The following is a 15,591-nucleotide window of genomic DNA, read 5'->3' on the forward strand; positions in this document are numbered from 1 at the left end:
GCGTCGTTCGGGACCACCAGTGGTGTCGTTGGGGCCGCTCTGTCTACGCTCCTTCCGCCGTGTGTATAGGGCACGCGGCGGAAGGAGCAATCTGGAATGGTACGGAAGATCAGGGCGAAGCTGGTGCTCCAGCTGCGCGCAGAAGGTCTGTCGGGGCGAGCGATTTCGTCCTCGCAGGGCATGTCCCGCAAGTCCGTGAGGGCGGTGTTCGAGGCCGCTGACGCTGCAGGGATCGGGTGGGGCGATATCGCGGACGTCGCCGATGAGCAGGTGTATGCCCGGTTGTTCCCGGGCCGGGGCGAGCACGAGAGCGTGTTCGCACAGCCGGACTGGGAACAGGTCCATCGAGAGATGGCCAGGGTCGGCGTGACGCTGAAGCTGTTGCACGGCGAGTACTTCGACGCGACCACGGCGGCTGGGGATCCGGCGATGGGGTATGACCGGTTTTGCCGCACCTACCAGCACCACGTCATGGTCACCGGTGCCGCTTCGAGAGTCGGTCACAAGGCCGGCCAGAGCGTGGAGGTCGACTGGTCCGGCCCCACGATGGAGCTGGCCGATCCGGTCACCGGCGAGGTCTCGAAGGTGTTCTTGTTCGTTGCCTGCCTGCCTTTTTCTCGTTACGCGTTCTGCTTCCCGGCGCTGGATATGCGCCAGGAGTCCTGGCTGCGAGCGCACGTAGCGATGTTCGAGGCGCTGGGCGGGACGGTCCCGAGGATCGTTCCGGACAACCTCAAGACCGGTGTGGTGAAGCACCCCCGCGAGGGCGAGATCGTCCTGAACGATGCGTATCGCGAGATGGCAGCGCATTACTCGGCGGCGGTGCTCCCGGGGAGGGTGCGGAAACCGAAAGACAAGGCGAGCGTGGAGAACACCGTCGCGCACGTCGCGACCTGGGTCATCGCCGGGCTGCGGGATCAGCGATTCACGTCCCTGCCCGAACTTGCAGCCGCCATCGGGCAGCGGATGGAGGCCTATAACGCGGAGCCGTTCCAGAAGCGGCCCGGATCCCGCGCCAGCGTGTTCGACGCGGAGGAGCGGCCGCTGCTGACGCCGCTGCCGGCGGTGCCCTACGAGATCTCGACATGGCACTACGGACGACGAGTGGGCAGGAACGGGCACGTCACGTTCGCGCGGAACTTCTACTCCGCGCCGTTCGCGCACATCGGCGCGAAGGTCGATCTGCGCATCACGGCCCGGACGCTGGAGATCTATCAGGGCAGCCAGCGACTGACCAGTCACCTGCTGCTCCCGGAGACCGCGAGCAATGAGTACCGCACCAACGACGCGGACCTACCTGCGGGCGAGCGTTTCCAGGCCTGGGACGCGCAGAGGGTGCGGGCGTGGGCAGATCGGGTCGGGCCGGCCACGGTGATCGTGATCCAGCGGATCTTCGAGTCCGTGCCGATCGTGGAACAGGGCCTGGATCCCGCGTTGGCGGTGCTACGGCTCTCTCGCCGCTTCTCCGTAGATCGGGTCGAGGCGGCCTGCGCACTCGCGCTGACGGGACGGGTCCGTTCACCGCGCTATGCGCATCTGCACCCGATCTTGGCCACCGGGCAGGACAAGGTCGCCGCCCTGCGTCCACCCCGCGAGGAACCCGCGGAAGACGGCGGATACGTCCGTGGCGCCGACTACTACGCCGGAGGTGTCCGGTGAGCGTGATCGATAACGACACGAAGCGGAAGCTGCGCGAGATGGGCGCGACCGCGCTGCTGGACGCGATCGATGCCCAGGATGAGGCTCACGTGCTGGGGATGTCGTTCCAGGAACGGCTCCAGCTGATCGTGGACGAGGCGCATTCCATCTTCAATCATGGAAAGGTCGAGGGTCTGATCCGCCGGGCGGGGCTGCGTTATCCCGGAGCGGACCTGCGGCGGCTGGATCTGGTCGAGGAACGGGGACTGAACCGGAACGTGATCGCGCAACTGGCAACCTGCTCCTTCATCCAGCGGCAACAGAACGTGGTCTTCCAGGGCTTCACCGGCTCAGGGAAGTCCTACCTCGGCTGCGCGCTGGCGAAGCAGGCCTGCCAGCACCGGCTCCGAGCCCACTACATCCGAATGCCCGACCTCGAAGAGGCCTGGGCCCTGGCAAAGGACAAGCCGCAGGGCCAGACGAAGTTCCTGCGGAAGTACTCCACGTTCTCGCTGCTGGTGATCGACGAGTGGCTGCTGGACCATCCTGACGAGGGAATGCGTTCGATGCTGCTGGAACTGCTCGAGCGCCGCTATGACACCGGCTCGACCGTGTTCTGCACCCAGTACCCGAAGAAGGACTGGCACGCCCGGCTCGGTGGAGCAGTCCACGCCGATGCGATCATGGACCGCATCGTGCACAACACAATCTGGATCGACACCGGCGACAGGAACATGCGAGAACACACCGCACTGCCCCAGTGACCCGATGCCGGCGGGAGCCAGTGGTCCCCACCGCGGCGGCTACTGGCCCCCGTCGGCACGATCGGCGGTCCCCAAGAGCAAGATTCGGTGGCTCCCACGACTACGAATACTCACCCGGTCCTGCTCCTCTGCGTGACCGCCAAGCTCGCCGGCATTCGCCCTCATCTGCTCGGAGACCTGGGTCAGACTCGCCGAGCCTCTCCCAGCCTCGTCTCGAACTGAATCCGATCTGATCCGTGCCAGGTCGTAGTCGCGAGCTGCTGCATGAGGGCGTCGGCGATCTGCTGGAGCGAACCTGAAGCTCGGATCATCCCTGCCTGCAAACCCAGTAGCTCCTGCGTGTCTGCGCCAATCATCTGGGTCCCCCTTGGACTCCCTGATGTGATCTACCACATAATACGGATGGGTGTCGATGCGAGGGAGGGTTTGTGGATGGAGCGGGCACGCGGGGGATTCGCCAGAGCGCACAGATGCTCATCCTCGGGGCCGGGGGTCTACTCATAATGGCCGCCTGCACGCCGTCAGAGCCCGGCACGATCCCCGTGGATGAGGCTTGGGCTTCGTGCCAGGAGTTGGTCGAGCCGCTGCAGACAGCGATGCATCCCGAGGGTGGCGCCGAACGGAACTCGGACGGTGGGGAGACGCTCTGGGACGATGGCGGCACATGCCGATGGGCTCCGGCCGACAGCGTCAGCGATGTCGGCATCCCTGAGGATGATGCGCAGTGGGAGATGCGCGAGAGCACCGTCGATGAGATCCTCGGTGCCTATGGCTTCGATCCCGTCGGCGCGGCGGGCAGACGGGCGGGAGCCCCGGCCTACGGATTCGACACCAGTCGTGAGGACGGCGCCCGCGTGCAGCTCTACTCGGCCCCCGGTACCACAGTCATTCGCGTCTCCGGTATCCCGGTGGATCCGGGAGCCTGCAACGCCTGACTGCCGTACCGGTGCAGTACCGAGCGGTCGAGGAGGGGCTGTCCCCTCGCATGGATCAGGATGCCTGCGTAGGTTGAGGGGGCACGCACGCCCAACCTGTCGCGCAGCGCGTGACCCCTGAGGGGAGATGTCCATGAGAGTCGCCGTCGTCGGTGCCACCGGGAACGTAGGAACCGCAGTCGTGCAGGCCCTGCACGAGCGCCCGGAGGTGTCCTCCGTGCTGGGCATCGCCCGGCGCATGCCCGATCAGACCGCAGAACCGTACTCGCACGCGGACTGGGCCTCCATCGACATCGGAGCGGCGGTCGCACCCGCCGAGGCGATCGCCCACCTCAAGAAGGCCTTCGCGGATGTGGACGCCGTGATCCACCTGGCTTGGCTGATCCAGCCCAACTCCAAGCGGGAACTGCTGCACCGCGTCAACGTCGAGGGCACCCGCCACGTGGCCCTCGCCGCTGCCGCCGCCGGGGTGGACACCCTGGTGGTGGCCTCCTCCGTAGGCGCCTACTCGCCGTCCCCGGGGCTGGAGGTGCGGGACGAGAGCTGGCACACCGGTGGCATCCCCACCTCCCACTACAGCGTGGACAAGGCCGCACAGGAGCAGGTGCTGGACGAGTTCGCCGCGGAGCACCCCGAGGTCACCGTGACCCGTCTGCGTCCGGCGCTGATCTTCTCCGCCGAGGCCGCGTCCGAGATCCAGCGGTACTTCCTGGGCTCCTGGATGCCGGTGCAGGCGCTCAAGGCGGGCCGCCCGCCGCTGCTGCCCCTGCCAAAAGGACTGCGTCTGCAAGCCGTCCACGCCGCTGACGTGAGTGCCGCCTACGCGGCGGCCGCGGTGACCGGTGCGGGTGGGGCGTTCAACATCTGCGCCGACGACGTGCTGGGTGTGCAGGAACTGGCCGACATCGTCGGCGGCGGCAAGCGGGTGCGGCCCGTGGAGGTGCCGCCTTCGATGGTGCGCACAGCGATGTCGGCCGGGCACCTCACCGGCCTCGTCGCTGCCGACGCCGGCTGGTTGGACATGGGCATGAACGTGCCGCTGATGGACAACTCCCGTGCGAAGGAGGAACTGGGCTGGCAGCCCACCCGAAGCGCCGCGGACACGGTGGCAGAACTGCTGGACGGGATGATCGAGGGCGCCGGCGCGGACTCCGTGCCGATGCGGCCACGTGATGCCTCCCGTGCGTCCTTGCCGGCTGTGGTCTCGGCCTCCGGGGACCCTGCCCGAGCTGGCGACGGCGCCGCTATGGGATCAGCGGGTGCCGCCGGCTCTGCGGGTGCCGAGGGCACGGGAGGGCCGGCAGAGGCGGGGGAGCGGATCTCTCCTGTGGTGGACCGGGAGCTGCTGGGCCTGTACCTGGCCGACCACCTCACCGGTTCCGCCGCCGGGGTGTCCCGGATCCAGCGGATGGCCGAGGCCAACGTGGACACCCCCGTGTTCGCCGAGCTCTCCATGCTGGCCGACGAGATCCGTACCGAGCAGCACTTCCTCGAGCAGATCATCCACGACCTGGGCCTGGCGCAGCGCCGGCACCGTCAGGCCGCCGCATGGGCCGGGGAGAAGGTGGCACGGCTGAAGAACAACGGCGTGCTGGTCAAGCGCTCGCCGATGACGCTCGTGCTGGAGGTCGAGCTGATGCGCAGTGCGGTGCTGGCCAAGAAGGGCGGTTGGGAGACCCTGCGGGACAACGCCGACCTGCTGGGGCTGGACAAGCAGGTGTTCGCCGACCTCGTGGAGAACGTGGACCGACAGGCGGCGGTGCTGGACCAGGTGCATGCCTACGCCCGCCGGCGTGCCTTCCGCACCGACAAGGAGACCTTCACCCCGCTGGAGTGAGCTACATCACTCTATGATGCGATCACCCTCGATGGGCACTTGCTCCGCGGAAGGAGTGACTCGTCGTGAAGATCAAGCGTCGGGTTCTCGCCATAGGACTGCTGGCATTGGTGGCGGGGTGCGGAACGGCGTTTCCCTGGGGTGATCGAGGCGGGTCGGCGGGTGCCCCACCGAGGGCTGGGACGCCGCGGTGATCTGGTCGACCCAGACCGCCCGCTCCAGCCGCATGGACTACGTGCGCGACCAGGTGAGTATTCGTAGTCGTGGGAGCCACCGAATCTTGCTCTTGGGGACCGCCGATCGTGCCGACGGGGGCCAGTAGCCGCCGCGGTGGGGACCACTGGCTCCCGCCGGCATCGGGTCACTGGGGCAGTGCGGTGTGTTCTCGCATGTTCCTGTCGCCGGTGTCGATCCAGATTGTGTTGTGCACGATGCGGTCCATGATCGCATCGGCGTGGACTGCTCCACCGAGCCGGGCGTGCCAGTCCTTCTTCGGGTACTGGGTGCAGAACACGGTCGAGCCGGTGTCATAGCGGCGCTCGAGCAGTTCCAGCAGCATCGAACGCATTCCCTCGTCAGGATGGTCCAGCAGCCACTCGTCGATCACCAGCAGCGAGAACGTGGAGTACTTCCGCAGGAACTTCGTCTGGCCCTGCGGCTTGTCCTTTGCCAGGGCCCAGGCCTCTTCGAGGTCGGGCATTCGGATGTAGTGGGCTCGGAGCCGGTGCTGGCAGGCCTGCTTCGCCAGCGCGCAGCCGAGGTAGGACTTCCCTGAGCCGGTGAAGCCCTGGAAGACCACGTTCTGTTGCCGCTGGATGAAGGAGCAGGTTGCCAGTTGCGCGATCACGTTCCGGTTCAGTCCCCGTTCCTCGACCAGATCCAGCCGCCGCAGGTCCGCTCCGGGATAACGCAGCCCCGCCCGGCGGATCAGACCCTCGACCTTTCCATGATTGAAGATGGAATGCGCCTCGTCCACGATCAGCTGGAGCCGTTCCTGGAACGACATCCCCAGCACGTGAGCCTCATCCTGGGCATCGATCGCGTCCAGCAGCGCGGTCGCGCCCATCTCGCGCAGCTTCCGCTTCGTGTCGTTATCGATCACGCTCACCGGACACCTCCGGCGTAGTAGTCGGCGCCACGGACGTATCCGCCGTCTTCCGCGGGTTCCTCGCGGGGTGGACGCAGGGCGGCGACCTTGTCCTGCCCGGTGGCCAAGATCGGGTGCAGATGCGCATAGCGCGGTGAACGGACCCGTCCCGTCAGCGCGAGTGCGCAGGCCGCCTCGACCCGATCTACGGAGAAGCGGCGAGAGAGCCGTAGCACCGCCAACGCGGGATCCAGGCCCTGTTCCACGATCGGCACGGACTCGAAGATCCGCTGGATCACGATCACCGTGGCCGGCCCGACCCGATCTGCCCACGCCCGCACCCTCTGCGCGTCCCAGGCCTGGAAACGCTCGCCCGCAGGTAGGTCCGCGTCGTTGGTGCGGTACTCATTGCTCGCGGTCTCCGGGAGCAGCAGGTGACTGGTCAGTCGCTGGCTGCCCTGATAGATCTCCAGCGTCCGGGCCGTGATGCGCAGATCGACCTTCGCGCCGATGTGCGCGAACGGCGCGGAGTAGAAGTTCCGCGCGAACGTGACGTGCCCGTTCCTGCCCACTCGTCGTCCGTAGTGCCATGTCGAGATCTCGTAGGGCACCGCCGGCAGCGGCGTCAGCAGCGGCCGCTCCTCCGCGTCGAACACGCTGGCGCGGGATCCGGGCCGCTTCTGGAACGGCTCCGCGTTATAGGCCTCCATCCGCTGCCCGATGGCGGCTGCAAGTTCGGGCAGGGACGTGAATCGCTGATCCCGCAGCCCGGCGATGACCCAGGTCGCGACGTGCGCGACGGTGTTCTCCACGCTCGCCTTGTCTTTCGGTTTCCGCACCCTCCCCGGGAGCACCGCCGCCGAGTAATGCGCTGCCATCTCGCGATACGCATCGTTCAGGACGATCTCGCCCTCGCGGGGGTGCTTCACCACACCGGTCTTGAGGTTGTCCGGAACGATCCTCGGGACCGTCCCGCCCAGCGCCTCGAACATCGCTACGTGCGCTCGCAGCCAGGACTCCTGGCGCATATCCAGCGCCGGGAAGCAGAACGCGTAACGAGAAAAAGGCAGGCAGGCAACGAACAAGAACACCTTCGAGACCTCGCCGGTGACCGGATCGGCCAGCTCCATCGTGGGGCCGGACCAGTCGACCTCCACGCTCTGGCCGGCCTTGTGACCGACTCTCGAAGCGGCACCGGTGACCATGACGTGGTGCTGGTAGGTGCGGCAAAACCGGTCATACCCCATCGCCGGATCCCCAGCCGCCGTGGTCGCGTCGAAGTACTCGCCGTGCAACAGCTTCAGCGTCACGCCGACCCTGGCCATCTCTCGATGGACCTGTTCCCAGTCCGGCTGTGCGAACACGCTCTCGTGCTCGCCCCGGCCCGGGAACAACCGGGCATACACCTGCTCATCGGCGACGTCCGCGATATCGCCCCACCCGATCCCTGCAGCGTCAGCGGCCTCGAACACCGCCCTCACGGACTTGCGGGACATGCCCTGCGAGGACGAAATCGCTCGCCCCGACAGACCTTCTGCGCGCAGCTGGAGCACCAGCTTCGCCCTGATCTTCCGTACCATTCCAGATTGCTCCTTCCGCCGCGTGCCCTATACACACGGCGGAAGGAGCGTAGACAGAGCGGCCCCAACGACACCACTGGTGGTCCCGAACGACGCCACCGCTACGGCAGCGACGTGGCACCCGAACCCTCGATCAGCGGACCCCAGCGAGGCGAATATTCACCAGGGGGTGGCGGCCAGCAGGACCCTGCCCTTCAAGGGTCTGGAGGCTGCCCTGGCAGAGGCGCCGTTCCGGCACGGGACCAATGCGTGGATGGTGGCCAACGGCAGCGTCTCCTATGACGGCACCCATCTGCTGCGCTACTCGCAGGAGAGCTGTGCGGTCCAGGGCTTCGAGGTCGACGAACCGGCCATCTGGGGCGTGGTCGCCGATGACCAGGCGTTCTACACCACCAATGCCATCGACGGTGCCGCCCACGTGCGCCGCAGGACGATGGACGGGGAGATCGCCGCCGAGGCTCTCGTCCCCGAGACCCTCCTGTCGGGCCTGGCATTGGGGGGTGATCGGCTGTACGCAGTCGGCCCTCTCGGGGAGGCTGAGACCGAGAGGACCGTGGTGATCACCTTCGATGCCGCGACGTTCGAGGAACTGGACCGCATCGAACTGGGGGACAGCCGCACGCCGGTGTCCGCCCTGGTGCACGAGGGCACCTTGTACCTCCCGGCCGGCGCCACCTCCGACCCGGACGGCAGCGGGCAGGAGGTCTCCACCGTGGACATGGTGGACGTCGACACCGGTGAGGCCGGCCAGGTTGACCTGGGGGCGGCCTCGCCCTACATCGTCGCTGGGGCCGAGGGGTGGCTCGTCTGCACCCACACCTTCATGAACGCGCCCTTCCGGGACATGGACGCCTACGGGCAGGTCACCGTGCTGGATGCAGCAACGGGGGAGGCGAGCACCGTCGATGTGGGCCCCGGGTTGCGCCAGATCTCCGTGGTGGGCGACGAACTGCTGGTGCTCACCCAGCAGGGGGAGGGCGACGCCCGACTGACCCGGTACGTTCTGGCGGACATGAGCGAGCTTTCCTCCGCCCAGATCCCGGTGCCCGAGGGTGGCGAGCACTACCTCAGCGGCGTCATCGCGCACCTGCCGGGTTCCTGAGCCGCGCGCCTGCCCGTTTCCTGCGCCTCTCGCCTGCCCGTTTGCTTAGCTCCTCGCCGACCAGGTTCCTGATCTGTGCACCTGCACCGCGAGTCGTGCAGAAACGGTTGTGCGCGCTGAGACTCCATTCCTGGAACCTCAGCGCGCACAACCGTGAGGTGTGGGCTGGCACGGGGTCAGCTCTCGCGGCGCCTCCAGGCGGCGAGCCCGCCGCCCACAGCGATAACCGCTGACGCGGCCAGCAGGTAGCCCCACAGCTCGATGCCGGTGCGGGCCAGGGGACCGCGGTCACCGTCGGCGCGTCCGGGATTCTCAGGCTTGCCCGGGTCACCGGGCTTACCGGGCTGGCCGGGCTCACCGGGGGTGCCATGGTCACCGGGGGTGCCGGGCTCACCGGGGGTGCCAGGGTCACCGGGGGTGCCGGGCTCACCGGGCTCACCCGGCTGACCGGGCTTGCCGGGCTCACCGGGGGTGCCAGGCTCACCGGGCTCACCGGGCTCACCGGGCTGCCCCGGTTCACCGGGCTCTCCCGGCTGACCGGGCTCGCCAGGCTCGCCGGGCTGCCCCGGTTCACCGGGCTGCCCCGGTTCACCGGGCTCTCCCGGCTGACCGGGCTCACCGGGCTCTCCCGGCTGACCGGGCTCACCAGGCTCGCCAGGCTCGCCGGGCTCGCCGGGCTCTCCCGGCTCACCGGGCTGCGTCTCCTGCGGGGCCACGAACACGGCCACCGTGTGCGCCGGCACCGTCACCGTTCCGGTGGAGGCCACCCAGGTGGACTCCTTGACCACTGGGTCAACACCCTCGGCCTGCACCTGGTGCAGCGAGTACTCCAGTCCCTCCATGCCGTCGATCTGCTCGGTGATCGGCTCATCGGAGGCGTTGAACACCGTGACCAGGCCGTCCAGCGCCGGATCCGCATCCGGGCCCACCGTGTCGTCGATCCGCATCACCAACAGACCGGGCGTGGCATCCGCACCGGCGTTGGGGAAGCTGACCTTCTGGTGGATCAGCTCCGCCTCGCCCAGGGTGAACAGGTTCGTGGAGGAACGCAGGCGCAGCAGGTCCAGCGTCACCTCCGAGCTGAACTCGATGTCCGCCGGGGAGGGGGTCTTGCCCGGGTCCTCCAGCATCGGCACCATCAGGTCCCACGCCTCACCGTTCTTGCCCTCCGGCGGCAGGCCGCGGCCGAAGCCGTTGTCCTGCATCGTCCAGTCGATCACGTTGAAGTGGTCACCGGAGTTGTAGGAGTCGCGGTCCAGGGACTTCGAGCGCATCAGGTCGGTGCCGCCCGCCCAGAACGAGGGGGACTGGCCCAGGGTCGCCGTGGCCAGCGACAGCGTGTTCATCCGCCCCCGCACCTCCATCGACGCGTCCTGCGGCAGCTTCCACACGTTCAGGTCGTACAGCGCCTCGTTGTCGTGGGCGTCCACGTAGTTCACCGACTCCTCCGGTCGGGAGGTGAAGCCGGCCGGTGCCCCGTTGTAGTCCAGCTGGTCACCGCGCAGCACCTCCCCGCTAGAGGACTCCAGCTCGAAGTCCTTCAGGCTCCCCGCCAGACCCAGACGGATCAGGTCGGTGCGGTAGCGCAGATCCTCCAGCTGCTCGTCCTCGCTCAGCTGCGCGTTGCCGTTGGGCATCGTGTACAGGCCGTTGCCGAAGCCCTGGTTGGTGCGCTTGTCGACGTCGAAGGGGCTACCGCCGTGCACCGCGTCCCGCAGACGGTCGTTGAACGACCCGATCGAGGTGCCGTCCAGCTGCCCCTGCGTGGCCTGGGTGAAGCGCGCGTTGCCGGCCACCTCACCGAAGTCCCAGCCCTCGCCGTACAGGTAGATCCCGGAGCCGTCGATGCCATCGGCCTCCAGGGTCAGCTCGTCCAGAGCGGCTCGCACCTGCTCCATGTTCTCGCGGGAGTGGTGACCCATCAGGTCGAAGCGGAAACCATCCACCCCGTACTGGCGGGCCCACAGCACGGTGGAGTCCACCATCATGCGGCCGGCCATCGCGTTCTCGGTGGCGATGTTCGAGCAGCAGGTGGAGTTCTCCACCCCGCCGCTCAGGTTCAGCCGGTGGTAGTAGCCCGGCACCACCCTGTCCAGCACCGAACGATCGGCCTGACCGTGAGCAGCGGTGTGGTTGTACACCTTGTCCAGCACCACCTGCAGGCCCATCCCGTGCAGCTCACCGACCATCGAGCGGAACTCCGCGGTACGGGCACCGCCCACCTGGTTCCCGGCGGTCGCGTAGGAACCCTCCGGGGTCTGGTAGTGGTACGGGTCGTAGCCCCAGTTGTAGGCGTCCTGATCCGCGACCTCCGCGATCGCCGCCTGCTGGTCCGGCGAGGCCGGGCCCGCATCGGGGATCTCCGGCTCGACCTGCTGGGCGCGGTCCTCCTCGATCGTGGCGATGTCGAAGGTGGGCAGCAGATGCACCGTGGTCACGCCCGCATCGGAGAGCTCCTGCAGGCGCGCCGACCCGGTCGAGTCCGGGTGCCCGAACGCCGCGTAGGTGCCGCGCACCTCCTCCGGCAGGCCCTCGTCACCGGCGGAGAAGTCCCGCATGTGCAGCTCGTAGATGGTCTGATCGGCGAACTGCTCGACCTGCGGGGCAGGAGTGTCCGTCCACACCTGCGGGGCCCAGCGCTCGTCGTCCAGGTCCACCATCACCGACTGCTGCGAGTTCAGCGTCAGCCCCACCGAGTACGGGTCGGTGACCACGTTGGTGACCACCTCGCCCTCGGCGGGGACGTACACGTCCACCGCGAAGGTGTACTCGCGGTCCTCCCAGCCGGGCTCGCCGGCGATCGTCCACACGCCGCCCTCGCCCCGCTCCATCGGCAGCACCAGGGCATCCTCCGGGGCGACGGCACGGGCAGCGGGACCAGCAGGCGCAGCAGCAGGTGCAGCAGCACGCGCGGGACCCGCAGCCTCGGGGGAGACCCCGGGAGCCAGCTGCAGGGACACGTTCTTCGCGGTCGGGGCCCACAGCGACAGCGTGGGGGCGCCGTCCTGCCCGAACACCGGGCCCAGCTCCTGGCCGGCCGCAGCCTCTGCGTACAGGGCATCCAGCACGCCCGGGATCTGCAGACCGGTGAGGATCTCGATGCCGTCGGCACCGAACTGCGCCACCAGCAGCTCTCCGGTGAGTGCCTCCTCGAGCGCCGCCCGGTCCACGCCGGACAGGTCCAGCGCCAGGAAGTCGCTCAGGTGGCCGCGGCCCTCCAGCTCGGCCGCATCCAGTGCGCCCTCGCGCAGGCTCAGCTCGCCGATCTGCTCGCCGCCGGTGACCTCACCGTCGACCACTGCGAGGCCGCCCTCCGGTGCGGAGTACAGCTGCCAGGTGGTGGCCGCCTGGTCGCTCACCTGCGAGGCGGGCCAGGCGATGGTGTCGGCGTCCACGAAGTGCGCCAGCTGCTGGCCGGCGCCCGTCACCAGCGGGTCCTCCGTTTCGATGGTGAGCACGTGGGTGGCCAGGTCGTAGGAGAAGGTCACGACCTTCCCCTCCTGCGTGGAGAAGGTGTAGTTGGCGCCGCCGGGGGCGCCGTCCACGCCGTAGTTCTCGTCCCAGGAGCCGCCGTGGGCCACCTTCACCTCGTAGTTGCCGGTGGGGATGGCGTCGGTGGAGAAGGTGTACACGCCGTCTCCGTCGCCGTCCTGCATCCAGGTGGCCATGCAGGAGGGCATCCAGTCCTCCGTGCAGCCCACGGCCGCGTTGAAGGAGCCGGGCAGGGTCACGAAGGGACCGTCGGCGCTGGACTGGACCACGTGGGTGACCGGGTCGTACCAGAAGGTGATCGGGCCGCCCTCGTGGGTGTAGGTGATGTTCTCGCCGCCGGGCACGCCCCCGGCGCCGTAGTTCTCGTCCCAGGAGCCGCCGTGGGCGACCTTGAACTCGTAGGTGCCGGCCGGCAGGTCGAAGGTGCCGGTGTACTTGCCGGAGGCCTCGTCCAGGCCCAGCTGGGCGGCCTCGCAGTCGGGCATCCAGTCCCCGGTGCAGCCCATGGCCGCGTTGTGGGAGCCGGGCAGGGTGACCGACTGCTCGTCGATCCCGCCGGGGCCCTCCTGCGGGCCGGTGGCGGAGAGGTCCGCACCCACCACGGCGGTGGTGGAGGCCGCGACCCGCGAGCCGTCGGCGTCGGTGGAGACCGCGCGGTACTCGATCACGGTGCCCGCGGGCAGGCCGCGCACGTCGTGGAACACACGGGGGGTGTCGTCCTCGGCGGTGCCCAGCGGCTCCCATGCCAGCTGGCCGGCCAGGCGGTAGCTGAAGGAGGTCTCGGCCCAGCGGTCCGCAGTGATCTGCGCGCTGATCGGGGCCAGGCCCTCCACCGCGCCGCCGGCGGCGGGGGTGAGGGTGATCGACTGCGCCTCGCCGGCAGCGGCCACGGGGCGATCGGCCACCAGCACCACGGCGTCGAGCGAGGGCACGGTCAGCTCCACGGTGCCGTCGGCCCCGGCCGTGACGGGGGCGTGGTCGCCGTTCAGCACGGTGTAGCTCGCCCCCGGGGTGAGGGTGGTCAGGGTGACGGTGCGCGCCTCACCGGCGTTGTTCAGCGCCACCACGTGCTCGATCTTCTGCTCGCGGTCCACGCGGGAGAAGGCGTACACGCCGGCACCGTCCTCGGCGTACAGCTCGATCTGCGCGCCGGTGGACAGGGCCGGGGTGCTGTTGCGCAGGGTGGCCAGCTCGCTGATCAGCGGGTACAGCTGCGCGTCGGTGTCGAAGTGCGCCCCGGGACCGTAAGGGGTGCCGTCGATCAGGGTGTCGTCCAGGTAGGACGGGGTGCGGCTGGGGAACATCGACTGGCGGGCGTCCTTGTCGTTGCCGTCGCCCACGAAGCCCTGCTCGTCGCCGTAGTAGATCACCGGCTGGCCGCGGGTGAGCAGCATGGTGGTGTGCGCGAACGCGGCGCGCTCGTCGAGCCGGCCGGAGTCGCGCAGCAGGAAACCCACCCGGCCCATGTCGTGGTTGCCCACGAAGGTGGGCAGGTCCGCCGGGGAGGAGGTGGGGGTGATGTAGTGGTCGTCGGCGTCGAACAGGCTCGCCATGCCCTGGGCGGTGTAGCCGCGGGCCCAGTTGGTGCCGGCCGACTGGTACGCGAAGTCCAGCACGGAGTCCATGTCGGTATCGCGCACGTACGGGGACAGCAGGGTGGCGTCGGCGTCGTACACCTCACCGAAGGTGAAGAACTCCTCGCCCGCCGGGGTGGAGCCCTGATGCTGGGCCAGGGTGCTGGTGAAGGTCTGCCAGAACGCGAAGTCCACGTGCTTGACGGTGTCGATGCGGAACCCGTCGATCCCGAAGTCCATCCAGGTGGTGTAGATGTCCTCCATGGTGGCCACGACCCGCGGGTCCTCGGTCATCACGTCGTCCAGACCGTCGAAGTCGCCGTGGGTGACGGACTCGCCCTGCCAGGTGGAGTTGCCGCGGTTGTGGTACATCGTGACGTCGTTGAGGATCTCCGGCACCATCACCGTGTTCTCCTCGCTGCGCACCGGGGTGTACGGGAAGGAGGTCTCCGGGTCGAAGGTGGGGAAGTCGGGGGACTGCGCCACCTCGGCGAGGTCCACCGGGTTGCCGTTCGCGTCGCGGTACGGGGAGGTGGCCTGGTCGATGTAGCCGTACTCGCCCTCCTCGTAGTCGATGAGGTCCGCGGTGTGGTTGGTGATGATGTCAAAGTACACCTTGATGCCGCGGGAGTGGGCGTCGTCGATCAGGGCCTTCAGCTCGTCATTGGTGCCCAGATGAGGGTCGATGGTGGTGAAGTCGGTGACCCAGTAGCCGTGGTAGCCGGCGCTCGCGTTCTCGCCCTCGCCCTGGACCGGGTTGTTCTTGAAGGAGGGGGTGAGCCAGATGGCGCTCATCCCTAGGCCCTCGATGTAGTCCAGCTTGGAGTGCAGGCCCGCGATGTCGCCGCCCTGGTAGAAGCCCTTGTCGGCGGGGTCGAAGCCGTGGTCCAGACGGTCGCCCTCGATGCCCGCGGTGTCGTTGCTCGGGTCGCCGTTCTCGAAGCGGTCGGTGAGCACGAAGTAGAAGGTCTGCCCGGCGCCGGGGTGGCGATGCGGGGCTGCGGCCAGGGCGGCATCGTCCTCGGTGTACTCACCCGGCTGCTCCGGCAGGGCGATGGAGACGCGGTCGGTGGCCTCGTCGAACTGGAAGCGCACCGTGGTGGCTGCGGAGACGGCCAGCGGGATGTTCTCGTCGCCGCCGTTCAGACCGTAGGCCTCGTCCCAGGAGCCGCCGATGGCGACCTTCGCCTCCCACTGCCCGGCGGGGATCTCGAAGGTCGCGGCCCACACACCGGCCTCGCCGGTGGGCAGCAGCTTGGTGGACTCGCAGTCCGGGGCCCAGTCGGCCCCGCAGCCCAGCTCGTCCTGCAGGGAGCCCACCAGCACCGGGTCGTTCGGCCCGACGGCGTGCACCAGCGGGGCGGTGCCCAGCACACTGGCCATCGCCATCATCAGCGCCGCGAGGATCGCCACCCCGCGGCGCGGCAGGGGAGCGGCGATGGTCGAGCTGCGGGCAGCGCGATGGGAGGGGACGGGGCGGGGGGACCGCGATACCGACATGCGGGGGCTCCTCTGTCCGGGCAAGGAACGACCGAGGGATTCGGCCGGGGCACACACCTCGGGGCGACGCGCCCTTCGAGAC

The 15,591-nt window shown here is 68.7% G+C and carries 10 protein-coding genes; 6 read left to right on the plus strand and 4 right to left on the minus strand.

What is annotated here, in order from left to right; genetic code table 11:
• Positions 1–96: 96 nt before the first annotated feature.
• The 5 genes from istA (JOD52_RS01620) (at position 97) to JOD52_RS01635 (ending at position 5,174) form a co-directional block, all read left to right on the plus strand.
• A complete protein-coding gene (gene istA / locus JOD52_RS01620) occupies positions 97–1,659 on the plus strand; it encodes an IS21 family transposase (protein ID WP_204408388.1) in 1,563 nt (520 codons plus the stop codon).
• A complete protein-coding gene (locus JOD52_RS01625) occupies positions 1,656–2,402 on the plus strand; it encodes an ATP-binding protein (RefSeq protein WP_338124028.1) in 747 nt (248 codons plus the stop codon). Before istA (JOD52_RS01620) ends, JOD52_RS01625 begins: the two co-directional genes overlap by 4 nt.
• Before the next feature lie 4 nt (positions 2,403–2,406).
• Positions 2,407–2,538 (plus strand): hypothetical protein, encoded by a 132-nt coding sequence (locus tag JOD52_RS17395; RefSeq protein WP_275579067.1) that lies wholly within the window; start codon positions 2,407–2,409, stop codon positions 2,536–2,538.
• 436 nt (positions 2,539–2,974) lie between these two features.
• Positions 2,975–3,337 carry a hypothetical protein gene (locus JOD52_RS01630; RefSeq protein WP_204408597.1) on the plus strand — a complete coding sequence of 121 codons (363 nt, stop codon included), beginning with the start codon at positions 2,975–2,977 and terminating at the stop codon, positions 3,335–3,337.
• Between the two features lie 133 nt (positions 3,338–3,470).
• Entirely contained in the window at positions 3,471–5,174 is a 1,704-nt protein-coding gene (locus tag JOD52_RS01635; RefSeq protein WP_204408598.1) for an NAD-dependent epimerase/dehydratase family protein, read from the plus strand.
• A gap of 231 nt (positions 5,175–5,405) precedes the next feature.
• On the opposite strand, the gene JOD52_RS17400 is transcribed toward JOD52_RS01635, so the two are convergent.
• From JOD52_RS17400 to istA (JOD52_RS01645), 3 genes are read right to left on the minus strand one after another with little or no spacing between them, the layout of a single operon-like run.
• Positions 5,406–5,531: a hypothetical protein gene (locus JOD52_RS17400; protein WP_275579068.1), complete on the minus strand. Its 126-nt coding sequence runs from the start codon at positions 5,529–5,531 to the stop codon at positions 5,406–5,408.
• A gap of 4 nt (positions 5,532–5,535) precedes the next feature.
• The gene (locus JOD52_RS01640; protein WP_338124028.1) at positions 5,536–6,282 is read right to left on the minus strand and encodes an ATP-binding protein; all 747 of its coding nucleotides are present in this window, start codon (positions 6,280–6,282) and stop codon (positions 5,536–5,538) included.
• Positions 6,279–7,841, minus strand: a complete 1,563-nt coding sequence (gene istA / locus JOD52_RS01645) for an IS21 family transposase (RefSeq protein WP_204408388.1) — start codon at positions 7,839–7,841, stop codon at positions 6,279–6,281. Before istA (JOD52_RS01645) ends, JOD52_RS01640 begins: the two co-directional genes overlap by 4 nt.
• Positions 7,842–7,920: 79 nt before the next feature.
• Here istA (JOD52_RS01645) and JOD52_RS01650 point away from each other — a divergent pair, with 79 nt between their 5' ends.
• Positions 7,921–8,943 (plus strand): hypothetical protein, encoded by a 1,023-nt coding sequence (locus JOD52_RS01650; protein ID WP_204408599.1) that lies wholly within the window; start codon positions 7,921–7,923, stop codon positions 8,941–8,943.
• 176 nt (positions 8,944–9,119) lie between these two features.
• Here the strand turns inward: JOD52_RS01650 and pulA are convergent, their stop codons facing one another.
• Positions 9,120–15,509, minus strand: a complete 6,390-nt coding sequence (gene pulA, locus JOD52_RS01655; RefSeq protein WP_204408600.1) for a pullulanase-type alpha-1,6-glucosidase — start codon at positions 15,507–15,509, stop codon at positions 9,120–9,122.
• Positions 15,510–15,591: the final 82 nt, after the last annotated feature.

It is taken from the genome of Brachybacterium muris, from assembly GCF_016907455.1.
GTDB classification, from domain to species: Bacteria; Actinomycetota; Actinomycetes; order Actinomycetales; family Dermabacteraceae; genus Brachybacterium; species Brachybacterium muris.

Coding starts and splice junctions, on each gene's coding strand:
- istA (WP_204408388.1), top strand. CDS start 97: ATGGTACGGAAGATCAGGGCGAAGCTGGTGCTCCAGCTGCGCGCAGAA.
- JOD52_RS17395 (WP_275579067.1), top strand. CDS start 2,407: ATGCCGGCGGGAGCCAGTGGTCCCCACCGCGGCGGCTACTGGCCCCCG.
- JOD52_RS01635 (WP_204408598.1), top strand. CDS start 3,471: ATGAGAGTCGCCGTCGTCGGTGCCACCGGGAACGTAGGAACCGCAGTC.
- JOD52_RS17400 (WP_275579068.1), bottom strand. CDS start 5,531: ATGCCGGCGGGAGCCAGTGGTCCCCACCGCGGCGGCTACTGGCCCCCG.
- istA (WP_204408388.1), bottom strand. CDS start 7,841: ATGGTACGGAAGATCAGGGCGAAGCTGGTGCTCCAGCTGCGCGCAGAA.
- pulA (WP_204408600.1), bottom strand. CDS start 15,509: ATGTCGGTATCGCGGTCCCCCCGCCCCGTCCCCTCCCATCGCGCTGCC.